Source organism: Thiobacter sp. AK1 (genome assembly GCF_039822265.1).
GTDB classification, from domain to species: Bacteria; Pseudomonadota; Gammaproteobacteria; order Burkholderiales; family Thiobacteraceae; genus Thiobacter; species Thiobacter aerophilum.
The window spans coordinates 136744-156817 of the sequence record NZ_JBAJEX010000003.1; the positions used below are offsets into that span (position 1 = coordinate 136744).

Here is a 20074-nt window from a genome sequence, read left to right on the forward strand (position 1 = left end):
CATGAGGCTCGTTGCCCCCACCCGCCGCAACGCCTGGCTGAGCTTCGTCCTGCTCGGGTTGCTGCTCGGCTGCCTGCCGTTCCTGGTGGATGCGGGTTTGGGCCGCAGCTGGGTGCGCATCCTCGATTTCGCCCTGCTCTACATGATGCTGGCGCTGGGGCTTAACATCGTGGTCGGTTACGCCGGGCTTTTGGACCTGGGTTACATCGCCTTCTATGCCGTGGGGGCCTATCTCTACGCGCTACTGGCTTCGCCCCAGTTCGGGCTGCACCTGCCTTTCTGGGTGCTGCTGCCTCTGGGGGCTTGCGTGGCCGCCGTGTTTGGCATGCTGCTTGGCGCGCCCACGCTAAGACTACGCGGCGATTATCTGGCCATCGTCACCCTGGGCTTCGGCGAGATCATCCGCATCTTCATGAACAATCTCGATGCGCCGGTCAACATCACCAACGGCCCGCAGGGCATCACCCTCATCGACCCGATCGTCATCGGTGGCCTGTCCTTTGGCCAGACCCACGAGTTCGCGGGCATCCGTTTCTCCAGCGCGCACAGCTATTACTATCTCTTCCTCGCGGCCACCCTGCTGGTGATCTTCCTCAGCATGCGCCTACAGGATTCGCGTATCGGCCGCGCCTGGGCGGCCATCCGCGAGGACGAAACTGCCGCCGCGGCCATGGGCATCAACACCCGCAACCTGAAGCTGCTCGCCTTTGCCATGGGCGCCTCCTTCGGTGGTGTGGCGGGTGGCCTGTTTGCCGCCTTCCAGGGCTTCATCAGCCCGGAAAGTTTCAACCTGCTCGAGTCCATCATGATTCTGTGCATGGTCGTGCTGGGCGGCATGGGCAACATCGCCGGCGTGATGCTGGGCGCGTTTCTGCTCACGGTATTGCCCGAGGCGCTACGCTATGTCGGCGATGTCCAACGTTGGTATTTCGGCCGCATCCTGGTCGATCCGGCCGACTTGCGCATGCTGCTATTCGGTCTGGCGCTGGTGGGTATGATGCTCTTCCGCCCCGAGGGCATGATTCCCTCCGCCCAGCGCCGGCGCGAATTCCAGCACCAAGACGCGCCCGACGAGCCGCCTCCCCTCTATGACCAGCAGAAATGATCGGCCCATGCTGCTTCAGACGCGGGGACTATCCAAACGCTTCGGTGGTCTGGCCGCGCTGCAGGACGTGAGCCTAGGCATCCACCAAGGGGAAATCTTCGGCCTCATCGGCCCCAACGGCGCGGGCAAGACCACGCTGTTCAATTGTCTCACCGGCCTGTACACCCCCAGCGCGGGCGAGATACGTCTGGACGGCCATCTGCTCAATGGGCTGAAGCCCCACGCGGTGGCCAAGCTGGGCCTGGCCCGCACCTTCCAGAACATTCGTCTGTTCGCCCACATGACGGCGCTGGAGAACGTGATGGTAGGCTGCCACGTGCGCACCCGTGCCAATGTCCTCGACGCCATCCTGCGCACCAATAACACGCGCGCGGAGGAAGCCGCGATACGCGCCAAGGCCCATGAGTTGCTGAAGCTTGTGGGTATAGACAGACACGCCCGGGCGCTCGCCAAGCACCTGCCCTATGGCGACCAGCGCCGGCTGGAAATCGCCCGGGCGCTGGCCACCGACCCCAAGCTGCTCGCCCTGGACGAACCCGCCGCCGGCATGAACCCGGCCGAGCGGCGAGAACTCGTGGAGCTCATAGAAAAACTGCGCGCCGCCGGCACCACCATTTTGCTCATCGAGCACGACGTGAAGCTGGTGATGGGCCTGTGCGATCGGGTCGCGGTGCTCAATTATGGCGAGAAGATCGCAGAAGGCGCACCCGAAGACGTCAAGCGGGATCCGCGCGTGATCGAGGCCTATCTGGGAGGCGCCGTTGGCCAGCCTGCTTGAACTCCGCAAGCTTGCCGTCGCCTACGGGGGCGTGAAGGCGGTCAAAGGGGTGGACCTCGTCGTCGAAGAAGGGGAACTGGTCTGCCTGGTCGGCGCCAACGGAGCCGGCAAGACCTCGCTATTGAAGGCGCTGTGTGGCCTGGTGCCGGCCTCGGGCGGCGCCGTGCACTTTCGCGGCGCTTCCCTCACCCACCAGCCCAGTCATGAAATCGTGCGTCGCGGCATCGCCCTAGTACCCGAAGGGCGCGGTGTCTTCAGCCGCATGACGGTGAAAGAGAATCTCGAAATGGGCGCCTATGTCCGCCGCGATCGCGCCCAGATCCGTCGCGACCTGGAAGCCGTGTTCGCCCGCTTTCCGCGCTTACAGGAACGCGCCGACCAAAAGGCCGGCACCCTTTCCGGCGGCGAACAGCAAATGCTCGCCATGGGTCGCGCCCTCATGAGCCGGCCGCAATTGCTCTTGCTGGACGAACCGAGCATGGGGCTCGCGCCCCTCATGGTGCACAAAATCTTCGAGATCATCCGCGAAATCTCGCAGCAGGGCGTCACCATTCTGCTGGTGGAACAAAATGCCAATCTCGCGCTGCAAGTCAGCCACCGGGGCTATGTCATGGAAAACGGGCTCATCACCCTGGCCGATGAGGCCAGCGCACTGGCGGCCAACCCGGAGGTGCGGCGCGCCTATTTGGGCGAATAGCTCACCACAGGTAAGCCGGGCGGGACGCTATCGGAGCGGGCCTTTGCATCGCCACAGCGTTCCCGCTGCATCAATTCGCTGGCAATGACACTTGCACGTTGAGCCTACCATGGCTATTGAACGGGACGCCCATGATTGACACCTTGCCGCCTGCCCTGCGTAAGCGGGAGCCGAGGAAACGGGCCAGGAACATGAAATGGTCGGCGCCCGCCACACGGGAGCAACCCAGCTCGGCCCTTCCGGCCAAGCAAGGCGAGAGCCGGATTTAGGCAACCGCGCCACCATGGTCACCTGGGCCTTACTTCCCGTCTGCGCGGGAAGGGCGATCGCCGGCTGTCGGGTCACATACTTTCGAAAGTCTCAATGATCGCGACCGGGGAAAGAAATATCGCCCGCTCTTCGCGCCGGCAGCCAACCAACCCAGGGCCACGAGCAAGACGGCCAACTTCGAGAAATAAAACCCTTGCGCAAATCCGAGGGCGGCAACGCCCAGCACCAGGAGGAGCAGCATGGTCTGCTGTAAGCGCACCGTGTGCTGGAACGGCGCGAGTCGCAGCAGCCGAAGTGTGAGCAAGTAGCTCGCCGCAAACAGGGCAAGCGCTAGACCGACCACCCGCGCGATAAGCCACAGGCGTCGAGCTTCCGCTCGGTCCGTTTCCAGGTAGATGCCATCTGGCGATGGCGGTGCAAGCCAGGCGGGCAACAACGGGCCCCAGCTGCGCAGCGCGCTCACGAGGGCATGGTTGGCCGCAACTCGACGCGGCGACAGGTCCTCCCGTTCCAGCGCCTCGCTCACCGAAATCAACCGCACACCGGCTTGGTTGCGCGCCCACTACACATCGTCCAGAAAGGTCTGCACCTTCATCTGGTCACGATAGCGGGTCCGGAAACCAGGCATAGCCTCGCCACTGTCCACGAAGTCGTAAGGATGCATCACGACCACCACGAGGGCAGGCTCCTTCAACTGCCGAGCCCGCGCCACCGCGGCGCGCAAACCCTGGGGATAGACCGTGCCAGGCAAAAGACGTAAGGGCCCCGCCTCTTGCGCGGGCGTGGTCCCGGCGGAGAGCACGGAAAAGCCCGTCTCACGCAGGGCCCGCACGGTTTTTGCGTCGAACGCGTTGAAAGGGGGCGTGAACACCCGCACCGGCGCATCCAGCGTGCTTTCCAGCGCGCGTCGGCCCAGCAGGAGAAATTGCCGCTGGCGCTCGAAAGGCAGCCCTGCAAATTCGGTGACGACATCGCCAGCCGATCCATTGTTACGATGGCTGTAGCCGTGCAGACCAATTTCCCCGATGCCGCTCCTTAGCAGTGCCTTGAGCAGCGTCACCTTCTCTTCGCTGAGGTCTGGGGCAATAGGCGTCAGGTCAGTCACCGACTGGGGATAAGCGCGCCCCGGGAAAGGCACGACAGCCACCAGCACCGGCACACGCTGGGCGGCAAACGCCGTGAACAGGCGCTGCTCGAGGGCTGTGGAACTGGTCGCCGCATAGTCGTCATAGCGCAGCACGATGCTCACCGTCGGGAAAGCCGCACCCCAGACGCCCCCAGAGAACACGACCATGGTCATTGCGACTAATGTCATCATCAGAGGCGTTCGCATGCATAAAGTCCCCATGACAGTTTTCGCTTTCTCACCCGCCTTTACGCCAGCACGCGGCCCGACGGTGCAGGGTTCATGCCAAGGGCAGGGCCGCGCTTCTCAAGGAGCGCATGCCACGGTATGGACCAGCGAAAACACGGCTTTCCGCCCACACGGCAGGGCACACAGGTGCCCGTCGCCACCGGCCTTTTGGCGAAAGCTCGACGGACTTGACGGAAGGCCCACCGAAGCAAAGACTGCGGACCTTGAGCGGACGTCCACGGCAAAGGCCCAGCGCCGGGGTGCCCAGGGTGCGCGGCACAATCCCCCTTGGGAGGGCGTTGCTCGAACAGGAGAGGGTCGCAACTCCACCCCATACCTGCCATGGGATGCGAACGGCATGGCTTTTGCTACGATGTCGCGCGCATTTCTGCTGCTTCCTCTCTTGGCCAGCATTTATTGAGTCCTTAACGCATGACGCTCGGTGAACGCATTCGGCACGGCACCAAGTGGCTGGTTCTCGGCGGCTTAAGCAGCCAGGTGCTGCAGTTCGCCTTCGGCGTGGTGTTGGCGCGCCTGCTGCTGCCGGAGGATTTCGGTTTGTTGGTCACCGTGCAGATCTTCACCGGCTTCGTAGGCATGATCGCCAGCGCCGGCATGGGGGAGGCCACCGTGCAGGCCAAGGAGGTGAGCGAAAGGGACTATGAGACCCTGTTCGCAGTGCAGCTCGCCATAGGCGTGGTGATCTACGCCGGATTTTTTCTCATCGCGCCCTGGTTCGCCCGCTGGTTTGGTCATCCCATCTATGAGCCCCTGCTGCGGGTATCGGCGCTTTCCTTCCTCATCCGGCCTTTCAGCGCCAACCCTGGGGTGCGCCTGCGGCGCGCCATGCGCTTCAAGGAAACGGCGGTAATCGGCTTCATGAGCATGATTTTCACCGGTGTCTTGAGCATCTTCTGGGCGTGGCAGGGCTGGGGGGTGTGGAGCCTGGTGCTATCGGGCCTAGCGGGGGCCGTGCTGTCGGCCTTGCTCCTATCCTGGCGCGCGCCCTGGCGCCCCATTCCCCGTTACCACCCACAAAGCGCACGCCGCCTCGGCGCCTATGGGGCGAAGAACGTCCTCAACGAGCTTTTGGTTTATTTCCGCGCCCAGACACCGAACTTCCTCATCACCAAGACGCTGGGCCCCGCAGCGGTCGGCCTGTACAACAAGGCCGATAGTCTGTCCGACATGCCCTTGCGTCTGTTGGGCGGCTCCACTTACCAGACAGTGTTCCGGGCGATGTCGCAGGTGCAGGATGATGTCAATCAGTCCCGTTACCTATACGTTCGCACCCTCACCCTGCTTGCGTTCTACACCTTTCCTGCCTTTCTCGCCCTAGGTTTCGCCGCGGAGCCCTTCGTGGTTGCGCTTTATGGGGAAAAGTGGCAGGCAGCCGCCTGGCCCTTGGCCCTGTTCTGCCTTGCCGGGCCTTTTCGGCTTCTGGAAATCGTCTCCGGTGCCTTGATCGCAGCCCAGAACCGTCTAGGGCGCGAGAGCATCTTGCAAGGCCAGGCCTGGATGTTGCTCACCGTCGCGTGCCTCGTCGTGGCATCTTACGGCATTCATGTGATCGCCATCGCCGTGCTTGCGGTGGCTGTGGTCCACGGCCTGCGCATGTGTGCACTGGCACTCTCGACCATTGGCTCGTCCTGGCAGGCCGTATGGCAGGCCCTTGCCGCCGTATTACGCCTATGCGCCGTAGAAGCGTGCGTGCTACTCGCGGTCTCCCAGCTCACCCGCGAGTTGGGCCTCACCTCACCTTTTCTGCAACTGCCTCTGATCGCGGGCACGGGACTCGCAGCCTATGCCATGCTCGCCTTGTTGAAGCCACCCGCGCCCCTACGCAGCGAAGCCAATCGCTGGCGCAAACTCGTGGGGCTTTCGCCCTTACCGGCATGAGATACGCGATGACCAGGATCGATCCCATCAGCCGTTGGCTCCACGCCCGCCAGGTTACGCACCCGCCGGTGATCCTCATGTATCACGCGGTTACTGCCGGTAGAGGCACGCCGAGCTGGCCTTGGGCCGTGTCGCTTGCGCGCTTTCGTGCCCAGCTCGATTTTCTCCAAGACGCGGGCTACGACACGCCCACGGTGAGCGAGCTGTTGCGCGAAGCACCGCAGGCCAGCCCGCGCATTGCGGTCATCACCTTCGATGATGGCTACGTGGACAATCTGGCTGCCTGGGAAGAATTGAACCGCCGCGGGATGAAGGCCACCTGGTATGTGACCACCGGCTACTTGAACCAGGCCCACCCCTGGCAAACGGATGCCCGTCCTCGAAGTCGGTTGCTCTCACCTGCGGAACTCAGGGCCATGGCCGAGTCCGGAATGGAAATCGGCTCCCACACCATCACACACCCGCGACTGCCAGAGCTCGGGGATGAGGACTTAAGGCGCGAGCTCATGGACTCGAAATCGCGGCTGGAAGACCTCCTCGGCCGGCAGGTGCCCAGCTTCGCCTACCCTTATGGCAAATGGGATGAGCGTTGCGAGGCCGCGGTCAAAGCGGCAGGCTATGCCTCGGCCTGCCATACCCGCACGGGCTGGGCGCTGCGGGATGGCAACCCCTATCGCCTGCGGCGGCTGACTGTCTTCAACAAGGACTCGACTTCCGTGCTTGCCCGCAAGCTGGCGTGGGGCTCCCACGACGTGGCCTGGCAGCAAGTGGCGCGCCATGCCCTATCACAGATCGCGGCGAGAATCTGACGATGCCTGCCATCTCCGTCATCATGCCCTGCTACAACGCCGCCCGCTTCCTGCCGATGAGCGTGGGCAGCGTGTTGGCCCAAACATTTTCCGACTGGGAACTGATCGCCGTGGATGACGGGTCCACCGATGACACGGCAGAGGTGCTTGCAACGCTCCCAGACCCGCGGATCCAGATCATTCGCCAACGCAATCGCGGCCTGCCCGCATCGCGAAACGCTGGGCTAGAGCACGCCACGGGACAATTCGTGGCCTTTCTCGATGCCGATGACACTTGGCACCCGGAGTTTATGGAGGCGATGGTGCGGGCCCTGGAAACCACCGACCGGTCTGCGATTGCCTATTGTGGCTGGCAAAACGTAGGGTTGGCCGAAGGGCGTGGCCAACCTTTCGTCCCGCCTGACTACGAAACGCCGGACAAACCAGTGAACTTGCTCAAAGGCTGTCGCTGGCCGGTGCACGCGGCGATGCTGCCCACTGGCTTGGCCAAGGCGGTACGCGGCTTCGACGAGCAACAGAAGGCGGCCGAGGACTTCGATTTCTGGCTGCGAACGGCGATAGACGTGCCATTGGTTCGCGTCGCGCGCGTGCTGGCTTATTACCACCATCATGGCTCGGGTCAAATGACCCGCGATCGCGCCAAGATCGCCCGCTACCAGGTGAGAGCCCAGCAAAAATTCCTTGCCACTCATCCGGAGATCCGACGACAACTGGGGCGGCAAACCGTTCGCCACGTGCTGTGGGGCCCCGTGTTGCGCATGGGCTACGAAAGTTACTGGCAGCGGGATTTGCCGGCCGCCCGCAGAATCTTTCGGGAGGTCATGAAACACGGCTATGGGGGCCTGAAAGACTGGCTCTACATGCTGCCCGCGTGGCTGCCAGAATCCTGGCATGCAGGGTTATTGCGTGTGCGCGAAGATACACCCCGTGAGGGAACATCATGACCGTGGCTCCAGTGGCTTACCTTGTCATGGCTCATCACAAGCCGCAGCAGTTGCTTCGTCTGCTGGAGCGCCTGCGGAGAGACAGCCCCAACGCCTTGATCGCGCTTCATTTCGATGGCAAGCAGCCGGTACCGGAACCGGCGCGCCTGGCGGCATTGGATGTGGGCCTCATCATCCCTCGCATCACCGTGCAGTGGGGTGACTATTCTATGGTCGAGGCCGTGCTCGCGGGATACCGACGACTGCTCACGGAAAATGGCTGGCGTTACGTGCAACTCATCAGCGGCCAGGACTATCCTTTGCGTCCCTTGGCCCAGAGCGAGCGAGCGCTTCTTAAAGAGGCCCAGGATGCCTATCTCGATGCCTCGCCGGAGCATGAGTATCTTTACCGGTATTGCTATCGCTACTGGGTTCTACCGAAGTTTCGCCACGCCTACCTCCTGCCGCCCTGGGTGAAAGCTTTCGCTGGCATTGTGCGCACGCGACTCAACCAATCTCAGCGTTTCATTCGGCTCGAACGGCGGCCCCGCGGCCTGCCTCAACTGCTCGGTGTCAGGCGTCATCGCTTGCCGTTTAGCGAGTCTTGGCCCTGCTGGTTTGGCAGCGACTGGTTCGTGCTGTCTCGCCAGGCCGTCGAATATCTCCTGGAAACGCTAGACCAGAGACCCGGTCTGGTCGCCTTGTATCGCACCAGCTTGATCCCTTCTGAATCACTCTTCGCCACCGTGTTGTGCAACAGCCCCTTGCGCGTGCACTGCGGTGACAACAGACGCTTCATTTTGTGGGCGAGTGACACGGCCGCTCATCCGGTCACACTCACCATGGAACATTTACCGGCCATGATCGCATCCGGCAAGGATTTCGGCCGCAAGTTCGACGCGGATCGAGATAGCGCCGTGCTGGACGCATTGGATCGCATACTCGATGCGGGCCACACCTTGGGAGCACATGATGGAGCCTGAGCGCCTCCATGCCACAGTGATCGTCTGCACTTACAATCGCGCCCAGTCTCTCGCGGAAACGTTGCAGTGCCTGCGCAATCAACAAGTCATGGCCGGTCGCACCTGGGAAGTGATCGTCGTGGACAACAACTCCCGCGACGACACGCGTGCCGTAGTGGCACGCTTCCAGGCACAGTGGCCGATCCTTCGCTATGTCTTCCATCCAACCCAGGGACTATCCCACGCCCGTAACCGAGGTATTGCCGAAGCACGGGGCGAGATTCTTCTGTTCACGGACGATGACGTGCATCCAGAGCCGGACTGGCTGGAACAAGTTTTGAGCGGCATGGCGCAGCATGGGGCTGATGCATGTGGCGGTTTTATCGCGCCCATGTTCGAAATCGCGCCTCCAGCCTGGTTCACGCCGCGTTTCTATGGCTTCGTCGCGGTGCGCACCGAACGCACCGATGACTATCCCATCACCGACCCCAGCCAGGCACCCTTCGGCGCGAACATGGCCTTCTGCCGCTGGGTTTTCGACCGCGTTGGGCTCTTCGACACGCGTCGTGGCCGCACCGGCCAGGTGCTGGCCAGCGGTGAGGACGGGGAGATGTTCGAGCGTATCCTCGCCGCGGGGCTCAAGGTAGTGTTTCTCGGCCGGGCCCGTGTGCATCACAAGGTGGAAACCTTCCGGCTTACGCGGCGCTACCTTCTGCGGTGGCGTTATCAGACCAGCCGTAACATTGCCGAGAGCCGCGATGTACCCGGCACGCGACGGCTGCTCAACGTCCCCCTGTATCTTCTCCCCCAAACTTTGCGTGCCGTGGGCCGTGCCGTGGCGGGCAGCGTGTTCGCTACGCCAGACGAAGCGGTTCATCGACAAATCATCGTCGCCCATTTTCTGGGCACGTTGCACGGCCTGTTGCGGCGTCGTCGGTCATGAGCGATTCCATGCCGGGCAACGGTGTCAAGCAACTGACCATTCTCATCTGCACCCACAACCGCGCCACACTCTTGGCGCGCGCTCTCGAATCTCTGAACGCGGCCAAGCGGCCTACAGGATGGCGCGTGGATATTTTGGTCGTGGCCAACGCCTGCACCGATGACACACACGCATTGCTGGAACGGGAGGCCACGCGCAGCATCCAAGATGCCTCCGTGCTGCCGCTGTCCTGGTTCAGCGAAGCGCAGCCCGGCAAGGTGCACGCCTTGAACGCCGCCATCCCGCGGCTGCGCACCGCAGACCTGGTGGCCTTCGTGGATGACGATCAGCGGGTCGCGCAGGACTATCTGCTGGCGGCCTGTCGAGCCGCGGACGCATGGCCGCAGTTCAGCCTGTTCTGTGGCCGCATCGTCCCGGACTGGGATGGCAGTGAGCCCCCCTGGGTGCATACCGAAGGGCGTTACGCGATTCGGCCGCGCCCCGTGCCCCAGAGTGGCTGGGGCAGCGAGCCTCGGGAACTCACACCCGCCGATGGTTTACCCGGTGGGGGCGTTCTCGCGCTGCGCGGCGATGTATTCGATCGCGTGGGTGCGTTTTCGGTCAAGCTGGGTCCTCGTGGGCACGACCTGGGCGGCAGCGAGGACGCAGATTTTCTGGAGAGGGCGTTCGCCCTGGGTGAACGCTGCCGCTATGTGCCAGACATGCTGCAGTACCACCATGTGGACCCCAAGCGGCTAAGCATCGCCTATGTGCTCCGGAAGGCATTCGCCCGCTCCAAAACGGAAATCATTCGCCGCCGGGTGCGCACCGGTATCGCGCCCTACCATTGGAAGAAGCTATCGATTTACGTTCTGTCAGCTCTGTGGCCTCCGACGCCTGCGCGCATGCGCTACTACCTGGTGCGCCTCGCCGCCACCCTTGGGGAAATGGCGGGCGCTCATGCTAACCGCTGGCGACCCGCCTGGCGCGACGGAGAAATCCGGCGCACGCGGATGTTTCTTGTGCTGATGATCCTCTCCGCCGCCTCGGCCCTCGCTGCGGGCTGGCAGGCCGCCCCCCGGGGCATGACGCAGGGTATCCTGGCCGTTTCGCTGGTTGCCGCCGGCGCCGCGCTCGGATTGTCCCTGTGGTCGCTGCGCGCCTTCGTGATGGCTGGGCCACGGCTGCCTGCCGAGATCATCCGCCGCTACCGCGTCCAGGCCTTGCTGGCCCAGCTGCGACTCACGGCCTGGGCCTTCGTGATTGCCAGCCTGTTGGCGATTCCTGGTGTGGCCATGCAGCACGCCGTCGCCCGCTGGCTGGGCCAAGGCGCTTCCTTGGGCGGACAACTCGTCGCGGCCTTCACCTCTCTGGTGTTACTTACGGGTCTGCAGTTTCTCCGCCAGTTGCTTTGGCTGCCCGCCAATATCGCCGCCTCGTACCGCTACCGGATCAGCCGCCTCTACCCCATCTGGTTTCGACTCACGCCAACGCGCCTCAAAGGAGCGACCATGCTCGCGGTCGGGGTGCCGACCGCCGCCGCGCTCGCCATGGCACTAGGCGATGCGCTTGAGGGCCGTCTTACGGCTGCGTTGGCCTGGCTCGCGGGGCTGTCCTTCTATGGCCTTCTGGCCTTATGGCTGCGACCTGTGGAGGCGCGCCCGGTCACGGCAGTTCGCCGTGAAGGACCACCCAATCTGCTGCTGCTCGGTTGCGACACGCTGCGCGCGGACCGGCTGGATGGCAGTCACACGCGCAATGCGGCGCCTTTCTTGCTGGAGCTTTCCCGACGCGGGGTGCGGTTTGATGGGTGCTTCACGCCCTGCGCGCGCACGGCACCCTCGCTGCTTGCCCTGCTCACTGGTTGCTGGCCCGCGCGGCTAGGTGTTGGGGACAATTTCGTCCCCGATGAGGCCACCCAGCTGGCCAGCCCTGCGCTGCCGCACATGTTGCGGCGCTGCGGTTATCGGACGCTTGCCTTGTCGGACTGGTGTGGTGCCGATCTGGGCAAGTTCGAGCTCGGATTCGAGCGGGTGGACACGCCTGAGGATCAGTGGAACATTTCATTGTTCATCCGGCAGGGTCCGAAGGACCTGCGGCTATTCCTCGCGCTCTTCACCCACAATGCCTTCGGGCGCCGCTTCCTGCCAGAAATCTTTTATCTGGCCGGCGTGCCCAACACCGACTTCCTGGGACGGGAAGCGCGCCACCTTCTCAGCGAGTGTGCGGCGGACGAGCGTCCTTTTCTGCTCAATGTGTTTTTCTCCACCACCCATGGACCGTTCGGCTCCGAGTATCCCTACTACCTGCGGTACGCGCCCCGCGACTACACGGGCGAGTCCAAGTTCGCCTTGTCCCGCGTGACCGACCCCTGGGAGATCATACGGCGCCAGGCCGAGCCTCGCACCGCCTTCGACTTGGACCAGATCATCGCGCTCTACGATGGCTGCGTGGCGCGCTTCGATGAGGAGGTGCGGGCCATTCTGGCTCACCTGGAAGCGTGTGGGCTCGCGCACAACACCATCATCGTGCTCTACTCGGACCACGGCATGGAGTTCTTCGAGCATGGCACCTGGGGGCAGGGCAACTCGGTGGTGAGTGATGCATCCAACCGCATTCCCCTGGTGATCTGCGGGCCTGGGATCGCACCCAGGGTGGTGACGGAACCCGTGCGCGCCATCGACCTCGCGCCCACCTTGCTCGATCTGTGTGGAATGGCCAAGCGTGAGCAAGCAGCCATGGACGGATGCTCCCTTGTGCGCCTCATGCGGGGCCAGGCGGGCGGCGCGCCGCGGGAGGTTCTCACCGAGACGGGCATCTGGCTTTCGCGCCTGCCCGACATGCATCCCCAGCACAGACTGTACCCACCCCTGACCGAACTTCTCACCGTGCGCGACTTCGCCACCGGCACCATCTCGGTCAAACCCGAGTGGGAATCGGCGGTGCGCCTGGCGAAAGATCGCGCATTGCGTGTTGGTCGCTGGAAGCTGGTCTGCCAGCCCCTGGAAGAAGGGTTGCTGCTGCGACTCTTCGACATGGAAGCCGATCCGGAATGCCGGTTCGACTGCGCCGCCGAGCATCCGGAGCTTTTGCGTAGCCTGTGGCATCGGTTGACCACGCTCGCCGGTCAAGAGCTGGCCGGCAATCCCATTCCCAGTTGCATGACGGGGGAGGCCGCGCGCGGATGAAGCTGACGGAGAAAACCGCCATTCTCGCCGCGGCTGCCTGGCTGCGCCACAGTCCGGTGACTCGTGGCCGCTGGCGCATCATCGCCGCCACATTGCCCCTGCTGCGCCGACAGGGCGATAGGCTAGGGACACGGCTGGTCAAGACGCGCCACGGATTTCGCTTCCATGCCGATCTCGGGGATTGGCTCGGTCAATACGTCTATCTCACGGGGGACTATGAGCCCGCGACCGCTCGCGTCATCGCCAGTCTGCTACGCCCCGGGGACCACTTCGCCGATGTCGGCGCCAATGCCGGCTTCTTCACGCTGCTGGCCGCGCAAGCAGTGGGACTCGAAGGACGCGTGTTCAGCTTCGAGCCTCTGCCCGCGCTGCGCGACCGGCTAGAAGCCGACCTGAAGCTCAACGGCTATCGGAACGTGACGCTATACGATTTCGCGCTGTCGGACCGCGAGGACACCGTGACCTTCCATGAGGGCCCCGCGGGCCACAAGGGCGTTTCCAGTCTGCGCGCGATCGCGGATGCCGCGGCGCGATTCGAGGTTAAGACCCGGCCGATGGACGCATTGATCGAAGAAGTCACGCCGCTGCGGCTGGTCAAGATCGACGTGGAAGGCGCGGAACACCGCGTCGTGCGCGGCATGGCGCGGATCATCGAAACGGACCGTCTTTATCTACTGATGGAAATCACGGACGGGTTTCTGCGTGCGCTGGGAAGCAATGCCGTCGAACTGGCCTGCGACGTGGTCGCCCGCGGCTACTACATGTATGCCATCACCGAGAAGGGCTTGCGCCCAATGAAGCCGAAGCAAGCCGCGCAGGAGAATCAGTACAACGCCCTATTCGCGCCCGAAACGATCGAGCCCGGCTGGATCGGTCTCGATGCCGTCCGTTACCGCGCGCGGCGCGCGAAACGGTCCTTTAGCGCGTGAGCGCCATGCGAACCTGCCTCCTCATCAACAACAGCCCTCAGCCGGGACGGGCTCGTCTCGCCAAGCTGGGCGGCGGCGGCATGAGTCTGCTGGGCCTTATGTCGAAACTGCCGGAATATGGCTGGCAGCCCCACGTCGTGGTGCCCGGCGAAGGACAGTTTACCGAACACGCGCGCGCCTTGGGCTTGCCCGTTGAGGTATACCCTTTTCAACCCTTGACCGCCAGCCGCCCCTTGGCTTGCGCCCTGGGCACGCTGCATTGGTATCGCCTCTTTCGCCGGGTGCGTCCGGCCATCATCCATGGCAACGGTTTCGATCTCAGCCGATCCTTCGCGCTGGCGGCGGGGCTTGCGGGTATTCCCTATGTGACCCACGTGCGCTTTCCCGTGGATGAAGCGGGCGCGCGCTGGACTTTGCATGGCCTGCCCAAGCCTGCCGCATTCATTTTCAACAGCCAGGCCATGCGCGATGCGCTCTGGCCCCTGTTGCAACGGATGACGCCCCGCAGCCGGCCGTACGTAGTGCACAACGCAGTGGACCTGGAACGCTTCCCGCACGCGCCGCTGCCCGCGACGCCGCCGTTTCGAGTGGGTATTGTCGCGAACTTTGCCCCCTTCAAGCGGCACGAAGATTTTCTGCGCATGGCAGCCATTTTGCTTGGCCACCGTACCGACCTGGCGTTCTGGATCGTGGGTGAAGACACGGAGGGTACCGGAAGGCGCGCTCAGTTGGAACAGTTGACACGCAGTCTTGGAATCGAAGCTCACGTGCAGTTTCTCGGGCATCGCACCGACATCCCGGACATCTTGCGGCAACTGTTCGTCCTGATCGTACCTTCCCAGTTCGAGCCCTTTGGCCGGGTCGTGGTGGAAGCCATGGCCTGCGGCCGGCCCGTCATCGGCAGCAGGAGCGGAGGCATTCCCGAAATCATCGAAGATGGCAAAACGGGCTTCCTCAGGAACGTCGGTGACGTCCACGGCTTTGCTGAGGCGGTTCTCACTCTCCTTTCCAACCCGACCCTCTGGGCGCAAATGAGCCTCAACGCCGCCCAGTGCGCGCACCAACGCTTTGCGCTACCGGCACACACCCAGGCCATCACGGCCATATATGACGAGGTGTTGCAGGCGCGGAGCTGATCAGGGTTCGTCGGGACAGAAACGACAATAGGGTTTGTCTGGGTTCGCGCCTGCCGCGTTTGGCTGCGGCGGCGCGGCGCGCAAAGCCGGGGAGGTGCCTGAGTCGGCAGGTTTTGGATCGCCATTAGAAGGGGATGGCCCGTTGGGTTGCGCATCAGCGGGCGCACTCGCCTTGCCCTGGGCCACCACCGGCTCCGGGTAGGGCAGCTTGCCGCCGAGTTTTTCGTAGCGGTTTTGCAAGTCGCGACTGCCGGGGTTCCAGCGCAGACCTTCGGTCACGACCTTGAGCGCGTCTTGGGGAAGCTTTCTTTCCGCAAGTAAATCCGCCCACGCGATGTAAGCCCTGACGAGACGGGGATCATGGCGAACCGCTGCCTGGTAATCTTGCATCGCTTCCCCATCCCGCCCCCAAAGGGCATAGGCCGTTGCCCTGCCCAAATAGCTCGCGCCAGCCAGGGTGCTACTGGGCACGAGATGCTCCACCATGTAGGTGAATTCATTGACCGCCTCGTGGAGGAAGGATTTCGCGCCCGGAGAGCCGACGGCACGATAATAGCGGTTGATGTGGTTCAAACCAGCACAATAGTGGTGGGCGTTTTTGAACTGTTCCCCAAGCAGGGCGAAGCCACGATCCAGATCTGCTTTTCCACCGCGCAGCTTCCAGGTGCAAAAAGGTGGCAGGGTTCTGAGTTCCTCATCCGTTGGATAGCTGCCCGCGGAAGCGACGGGCATGCCTTCAACCAGCACCACGAGGATGGCTACGGCTGCCAGAATCGTTTTCATCGTTTCGCCTCCTTAACAAGCCGTCGTGTCCGGTCCGCGACGACCGCCCAGTCGAACTCGTGGTGGGCGCGAGCTCGCGCTTGGTCGGCCATCGTTTGTGCGCCGCTGTCGTCGGCAAGCAGCTGGGCCAGCGCCGAAGAGACGGGGCGCACATCGTTCGCGTCGATGCGTAGCCCGGTGACCCCGTGCACGACCGCCGCCCCCGTCCCGCCTGCGTTTCCGGCAAGGGCGGGTTTGCCGCAGGCCGCAGCTTCCAAGAACACCATACCGAACCCCTCCGTGTCGCCGTTGATTTCCCGATTGGGCATCGCGAACACGTCACACGCATTGTACCAACGGGGTAGGTCTTCGCTCGGGACGTGGCCCAAGAAGTGCACACGGTCGGCCACGCCGCAATCTCGCGCCAGGCTATGCAGGTAGTCCCAATCCTCGCCGATGCCGATCAACGCGTAACGCACGGGTCGCCCCTGCTTCAAGAGTTCCGGCAGGCTGCGGATCACCATATCGAAACCCTTACGCCGGGAGAGGCGGCCTACGGACAAGATGAGTTTCTCGTGGGCCGCCAGGCCGATGGAAGCCTTGAGGTCATCGCACGGCAAGCCGGGGCGGAAATGCTCGGTATCGACACCGGGGTGAATCAGAACGATGCGCTGCGGCGCGACCCCCAGCTTGGTCAGCTCGTCGCGCGTAAATTCGCTGTTGGCGATCACCCAGTCCGCATGGCGATACACGAAGCCCATGACGCGGAATTTGGCGGGCTGGCGCCAGGTGGTGATTTCCTCGCCATGGGCATAGACCACCACCGGGATGCGGGCGATGCGCGCCACCAGCCACGCCACCAGCCCTTCCGGCAACACGCGGCCGGCGTGCACGGCCTGGAATCGATGGCGCAGGGCGAGGCCCAGACTCTTGAAGAAAAACTTCCCATACATGGCCAGCGACTCGGGCCTGAGCCACCAATGACGTCGCAGCGAGAGCCGGTGCACCGTGTTGGGATGGGCCGCGTCGTGCTGCGCCGCGCCCGGCACATCCGCCGTTACCACGTGGATGTCCTTGCCGCCCAGACGGCGGTAGACCTGGTCGAACCAGACGGCAGTGCCGCCCTTGGTAGGTAGGTAAAGTTCGGTGATCACGATGAGTCGCACAGCCTAGGCTCTCCGTGGATGATCAGCCTCTATCGGCCACGCGCACCCAGACGGGTGGGCTGCACATCCGGGCCGATGTTGCCATCGCCTGGAAAACTGCTGCACGACCGTGCTTGCGATTGCGCCATCGCGATGCGGGTTTGACAAGGATGAACGCCATGGACAGCCACGCCATTGCTGCTGCCTGGCAAGACAGCCGTTGCCCTCATCCGCGCACCATGGAAAGCACATCCCGGAGCCCTCGGGCAGATTGCCACAGGTTGGGCAACACCGCGCGCACGGCCGCCCAGCGCCGGCCCGTGCGCGCCAGGGCATAGCCCAGGTTCAGGCGCCCCCGCCGCAGCCGCGCCAGCACACCCCGGCGCACCTGCGCGGGATAGGCCACGGACTCGCGCGCCATGGCTTCCAGGGTACGCACGTTCTCCTGCTGCGCCCGCAGCGGATCCCGCCGCGTGGCGCTGGCTTCGTGGATGACATAGGCCGCCATGGGCCGACACACCACGCCCACGCGACGACTCGCCGCACACAGCCGCACCAGGAAAAACACGTCCTCGCACACGCGATAGCCTTCGGGATAACCGCCCAGACGCAGGAAGGTGGCCCGCGGCACCGATAGCGTATGGGTATCGCCGAAATGGTCGGCAACGAAGATCTCGAATTCGTCCGACTCCATCACCACGTGCGGCAAGCCCTTAGCCTTGCGCAGCATTGCCTGGCCGGATTCGTGCTGGTCCATGGAGTGGGAAATGAGGCTACCGTCCGTGCGCACGTAGTCATAGTCGCCGGTGAAGAAATCCAGCCCCGGCCGGGCGGCGATCCATTCTGCGTGCCAGCGCAGCCGGTCTGGGTAATACCAGTCGTCCGCGTCGAGGAAGGCGAGCCAGTCACCAGTGGCCTGGCGCGCGCCGCGGTTGCGCGCCGCAGATACCCCAGCGTTGTCCTGACGCAGATAAAGGATGCGATCCCCATAGCGCCGCGCGACTTCCGGCGTGGCGTCGGTGGAACCATCGTCCACGACGATGATCTCGTGGGCCGTCCAGCTCTGCGCCAGCACCGAGTCTATGGCCCGGGCCAGGCAGGCCGCGCCGTTGAAGACGGGAATGATCACCGAGAAGCGGGGGCCACTCATGTCACGCCTAGTCTCGTCCAACAGTGTGCAAGCCTGGGCGGCCTGACCCAGTCGGCGTCCCTATCGAGGAGTTTTGCGCCCAGTTCCTCGCTCGCGGCGAAACGTAGCTTCGCGTAACGCGCCAAGGCCATTTCCAGGGCGCACCGCAGCGCCTCCCGAGCCTGCGCACCCCTTTGCCCCAGGTAGTTGAAGCGATGGGTTTCCACCAAGCAGGGCCGGCCCGCGCGTACTTGGCGGTCGAGTCCGCTCACCAGCCGCTGGGGGTCATGGCCGCGGGCGGGCTCGAAATAGACGTCACGCACCAGGTAGCGCACACCGGTGGCAGAGGGCGCGCCGTTGTAGAGCCACCGGCGATCTGTGAGTAAACGACCTTGAGCATCACGGCCCGTGTGGCGAGCGCCAGGCGTCACCACCCACTCGACGCCGGCACGCCGCCAAGCGGCTTCCACGTCGTCGTTCCACACGAAGGTATTGGGTACGGCCACGGTCGGTACGCGCCCGAAGCATCGTCGCAAGCACGCCGCCTCTTCGGCAATGGCTTGTTCGATGAGCGCTCCGGCAATGGCTTGGGTGGGCAAGACCGACCCATCCACCCAGCGACTTTGCAGCGCATCCGGCAAGGCTTCCGTGGGTGCCTCCTGCTCGAGCCACCGCCTGACCGCCGGCTGCGCGCGGCTCGCAAGCAGGGCGGGCGGCCAGTAGTGCTCCAGCCCGTGCCACTGGATGGCAAACACGCCCGCCGCAATACCGCTTTCTAAGGCCTCCCGCACCGCGGCCTGGGATGGGTGATCGAGGGTCAGCCGGACGTAGCGCGCCGTCTTGCGCCAGACTTCGCGATCGATGATGCCGCTCACCAGCCCAATGGTCATCACGGCGCTGCGCCCGGTAGCATCGCGAATACTTCTTAGCACTTGTATGAGAGCGTAGAGCGCCCGCGCTTGCTCAGCCACCCGGCCGGGCGCATCCGCCCCCCAGTCGTCGCTCTCCAGGACCAGGACGGGATGGGTGAGGGCCGGCTCGCGCCAGACGGAGAGCAGGCGAGCTGCGTTCACGGCTCGTATCCCATGCGGCGTGCCACCGGTTCGACCATGGGCAGGATACGCTCGATGCGCGCCCGGTTGCAGCCATCTTTCCATTTGTCCAGGCGAATGGCGGAAAAGGCGTTGTAAGGCGTATCCAGCACACGCGCGCAATGCTTTTCCAGGGCGGGCGTGAAACTTAGCTCCGCTTCGCTGAATAGACGCCTGAATTCGTTCACCGGATCGCGCACCAGATCCTCGTAAAACACCTCGGACCACTGGTTGGGCGAGAGAAGGGCCCTGGCTTCGAGGATGGCCTGGTTGATGGCCACATACTGAAAGGCGCACACCTCCTCGATCGAGGCGCGGCTATAAGCACGCCAGCCCTCGGCGAGAAAGAAGCACCAGCGAGTATAGCGGCCGCCATCGATGGCCACCTGCTCCGGCAGCTCCGCCGACCAGGTGGCGAACTCCTCCGGCTTGCCCCACCCTTCGATCAGACTGTTCACGTTGTCGCCGGGGCTACGCTTGACGTAAACGAAATGCGCATCCGGAAAAAGCGCATGCAGATAGGGCACGCACAGGCCGTTCTGGTTGTTCTTATCCACCCAGCGCGAGCGGCCGGTCCAGGCGTAGAAATAGCGGGTGACGTAATCCCGGTCTGCCGGCGAGGCATGACGCGCGTCGAGGGCATGCGTGTCCCAGTTGCGGGCGCGCGGATGGTGCAGCGCCATCCAGAAATCGTGGGTCTCCCGCTGCAAGCTGCCCAGTTCAAGGGACTCGGAGAAGGTTTTGTACACCAGGGTGGTGCCAGCGCGGCTGCAACCGAGGATGATTACGGGACGGCTGGCTGCCGGCCGCAGCAGATCCCAGATCACACCGCGCAGGACACGCCTGCCAGCCTGCGCGTGGTGGCGTAGGGTTTTATCGACTTTCACCCAGAATTCACTCAAAATCGACTCCTTCGATCAGGGGAGCGGCGCACGGTCCGCGCACACTGCCCGCGTGCCAGTGGACGCCGCGCAC

18 protein-coding genes are annotated in these 20074 nt (G+C 63.9%); 11 read left to right on the forward strand and 7 right to left on the reverse strand.

Annotated elements, in window-relative coordinates; all coding sequences use genetic code 11:
* Position 1 precedes the first annotated feature (1 nt).
* From V6E02_RS05625 to V6E02_RS05635, 3 genes are read left to right on the forward strand one after another with little or no spacing between them, the layout of a single operon-like run.
* The gene (locus V6E02_RS05625; protein WP_347307795.1) at positions 2 to 1105 is read left to right on the forward strand and encodes an ABC transporter permease subunit; all 1104 of its coding nucleotides are present in this window, start codon (positions 2 to 4) and stop codon (positions 1103 to 1105) included.
* Positions 1106 to 1112: 7 nt separating this feature from the next.
* Positions 1113 to 1883: an ABC transporter ATP-binding protein gene (locus V6E02_RS05630; protein WP_347307796.1), complete on the forward strand. Its 771-nt coding sequence runs from the start codon at positions 1113 to 1115 to the stop codon at positions 1881 to 1883.
* Positions 1867 to 2580, forward strand: coding sequence for an ABC transporter ATP-binding protein (locus V6E02_RS05635; protein ID WP_347307797.1), 714 nt, complete (start codon positions 1867 to 1869; stop codon positions 2578 to 2580). The genes V6E02_RS05630 and V6E02_RS05635 overlap by 17 nt, the downstream gene beginning before the upstream one ends.
* Before the next feature lie 298 nt (positions 2581 to 2878).
* Here V6E02_RS05635 and V6E02_RS05640 read toward each other — a convergent pair whose 3' ends face one another.
* Positions 2879 to 3391 carry a hypothetical protein gene (locus tag V6E02_RS05640; RefSeq protein ID WP_347307798.1) on the reverse strand — a complete coding sequence of 171 codons (513 nt, stop codon included), beginning with the start codon at positions 3389 to 3391 and terminating at the stop codon, positions 2879 to 2881.
* A 21-nt stretch (positions 3392 to 3412) separates the two neighbouring features.
* Entirely contained in the window at positions 3413 to 4168 is a 756-nt protein-coding gene (locus tag V6E02_RS05645) for a DUF2334 domain-containing protein (RefSeq protein ID WP_347307799.1), read from the reverse strand.
* Between the two features lie 468 nt (positions 4169 to 4636).
* Here V6E02_RS05645 and V6E02_RS05650 point away from each other — a divergent pair, with 468 nt between their 5' ends.
* Genes V6E02_RS05650 through V6E02_RS05685 form a run of 8 tightly spaced genes read left to right on the forward strand, consistent with a single transcriptional unit; the run spans position 4637 to position 14972 of the window.
* The gene (locus V6E02_RS05650) at positions 4637 to 6103 is read left to right on the forward strand and encodes a lipopolysaccharide biosynthesis protein (RefSeq protein ID WP_347307800.1); all 1467 of its coding nucleotides are present in this window, start codon (positions 4637 to 4639) and stop codon (positions 6101 to 6103) included.
* A gap of 8 nt (positions 6104 to 6111) precedes the next feature.
* The gene (locus tag V6E02_RS05655; RefSeq protein ID WP_347307801.1) at positions 6112 to 6912 is read left to right on the forward strand and encodes a polysaccharide deacetylase family protein; all 801 of its coding nucleotides are present in this window, start codon (positions 6112 to 6114) and stop codon (positions 6910 to 6912) included.
* A 2-nt stretch (positions 6913 to 6914) separates the two neighbouring features.
* The gene (locus V6E02_RS05660; RefSeq protein ID WP_347307802.1) at positions 6915 to 7856 is read left to right on the forward strand and encodes a glycosyltransferase family 2 protein; all 942 of its coding nucleotides are present in this window, start codon (positions 6915 to 6917) and stop codon (positions 7854 to 7856) included.
* Positions 7853 to 8818, forward strand: a complete 966-nt coding sequence (locus V6E02_RS05665) for a beta-1,6-N-acetylglucosaminyltransferase (protein ID WP_347307803.1) — start codon at positions 7853 to 7855, stop codon at positions 8816 to 8818. Before V6E02_RS05660 ends, V6E02_RS05665 begins: the two co-directional genes overlap by 4 nt.
* Complete coding sequence (locus V6E02_RS05670) at positions 8805 to 9740, forward strand: glycosyltransferase (protein WP_347307804.1); 936 nt, start codon at positions 8805 to 8807, stop codon at positions 9738 to 9740. The genes V6E02_RS05665 and V6E02_RS05670 overlap by 14 nt, the downstream gene beginning before the upstream one ends.
* On the forward strand, positions 9737 to 12907 hold the full coding sequence (locus V6E02_RS05675) for a sulfatase-like hydrolase/transferase (protein WP_347307805.1): 3171 nt from the start codon (positions 9737 to 9739) through the stop codon (positions 12905 to 12907). Before V6E02_RS05670 ends, V6E02_RS05675 begins: the two co-directional genes overlap by 4 nt.
* On the forward strand, positions 12904 to 13836 hold the full coding sequence (locus V6E02_RS05680) for an FkbM family methyltransferase (protein WP_347307806.1): 933 nt from the start codon (positions 12904 to 12906) through the stop codon (positions 13834 to 13836). Before V6E02_RS05675 ends, V6E02_RS05680 begins: the two co-directional genes overlap by 4 nt.
* Positions 13837 to 13841: 5 nt before the next feature.
* Positions 13842 to 14972, forward strand: coding sequence for a glycosyltransferase (locus tag V6E02_RS05685; protein WP_347307807.1), 1131 nt, complete (start codon positions 13842 to 13844; stop codon positions 14970 to 14972).
* Here the strand turns inward: V6E02_RS05685 and V6E02_RS05690 are convergent, their stop codons facing one another.
* The 5 genes from V6E02_RS05690 to V6E02_RS05710 form a co-directional block, all read right to left on the reverse strand.
* Positions 14973 to 15755 carry a hypothetical protein gene (locus tag V6E02_RS05690; RefSeq protein WP_347307808.1) on the reverse strand — a complete coding sequence of 261 codons (783 nt, stop codon included), beginning with the start codon at positions 15753 to 15755 and terminating at the stop codon, positions 14973 to 14975.
* Positions 15752 to 16900, reverse strand: coding sequence for a glycosyltransferase family 4 protein (locus V6E02_RS05695; RefSeq protein ID WP_347307809.1), 1149 nt, complete (start codon positions 16898 to 16900; stop codon positions 15752 to 15754). The genes V6E02_RS05690 and V6E02_RS05695 overlap by 4 nt, the downstream gene beginning before the upstream one ends.
* 205 nt (positions 16901 to 17105) lie before the next feature.
* Positions 17106 to 18029: a glycosyltransferase gene (locus tag V6E02_RS05700; RefSeq protein ID WP_347307810.1), complete on the reverse strand. Its 924-nt coding sequence runs from the start codon at positions 18027 to 18029 to the stop codon at positions 17106 to 17108.
* A complete protein-coding gene (locus tag V6E02_RS05705; RefSeq protein WP_347307811.1) occupies positions 18026 to 19081 on the reverse strand; it encodes a hypothetical protein in 1056 nt (351 codons plus the stop codon). Before V6E02_RS05705 ends, V6E02_RS05700 begins: the two co-directional genes overlap by 4 nt.
* The gene (locus V6E02_RS05710) at positions 19078 to 20001 is read right to left on the reverse strand and encodes a sulfotransferase family protein (RefSeq protein ID WP_347307812.1); all 924 of its coding nucleotides are present in this window, start codon (positions 19999 to 20001) and stop codon (positions 19078 to 19080) included. Before V6E02_RS05710 ends, V6E02_RS05705 begins: the two co-directional genes overlap by 4 nt.
* Positions 20002 to 20074: the final 73 nt, after the last annotated feature.

Excerpts from the sequence above, each read along its gene's own strand:
- V6E02_RS05625 (WP_347307795.1), top strand. The coding sequence starts at position 2 with ATGAGGCTCGTTGCCCCCACCCGCCGCAACGCCTGGCTGAGCTTCGTC.
- V6E02_RS05630 (WP_347307796.1), top strand. The coding sequence starts at position 1,113 with ATGCTGCTTCAGACGCGGGGACTATCCAAACGCTTCGGTGGTCTGGCC.
- V6E02_RS05645 (WP_347307799.1), bottom strand. The coding sequence starts at position 4,168 with ATGATGACATTAGTCGCAATGACCATGGTCGTGTTCTCTGGGGGCGTC.
- V6E02_RS05650 (WP_347307800.1), top strand. The coding sequence starts at position 4,637 with ATGACGCTCGGTGAACGCATTCGGCACGGCACCAAGTGGCTGGTTCTC.
- V6E02_RS05655 (WP_347307801.1), top strand. The coding sequence starts at position 6,112 with ATGACCAGGATCGATCCCATCAGCCGTTGGCTCCACGCCCGCCAGGTT.
- V6E02_RS05660 (WP_347307802.1), top strand. The coding sequence starts at position 6,915 with ATGCCTGCCATCTCCGTCATCATGCCCTGCTACAACGCCGCCCGCTTC.
- V6E02_RS05665 (WP_347307803.1), top strand. The coding sequence starts at position 7,853 with ATGACCGTGGCTCCAGTGGCTTACCTTGTCATGGCTCATCACAAGCCG.
- V6E02_RS05670 (WP_347307804.1), top strand. The coding sequence starts at position 8,805 with ATGATGGAGCCTGAGCGCCTCCATGCCACAGTGATCGTCTGCACTTAC.
- V6E02_RS05675 (WP_347307805.1), top strand. The coding sequence starts at position 9,737 with ATGAGCGATTCCATGCCGGGCAACGGTGTCAAGCAACTGACCATTCTC.
- V6E02_RS05680 (WP_347307806.1), top strand. The coding sequence starts at position 12,904 with ATGAAGCTGACGGAGAAAACCGCCATTCTCGCCGCGGCTGCCTGGCTG.
- V6E02_RS05685 (WP_347307807.1), top strand. The coding sequence starts at position 13,842 with ATGCGAACCTGCCTCCTCATCAACAACAGCCCTCAGCCGGGACGGGCT.
- V6E02_RS05690 (WP_347307808.1), bottom strand. The coding sequence starts at position 15,755 with ATGAAAACGATTCTGGCAGCCGTAGCCATCCTCGTGGTGCTGGTTGAA.
- V6E02_RS05700 (WP_347307810.1), bottom strand. The coding sequence starts at position 18,029 with ATGAGTGGCCCCCGCTTCTCGGTGATCATTCCCGTCTTCAACGGCGCG.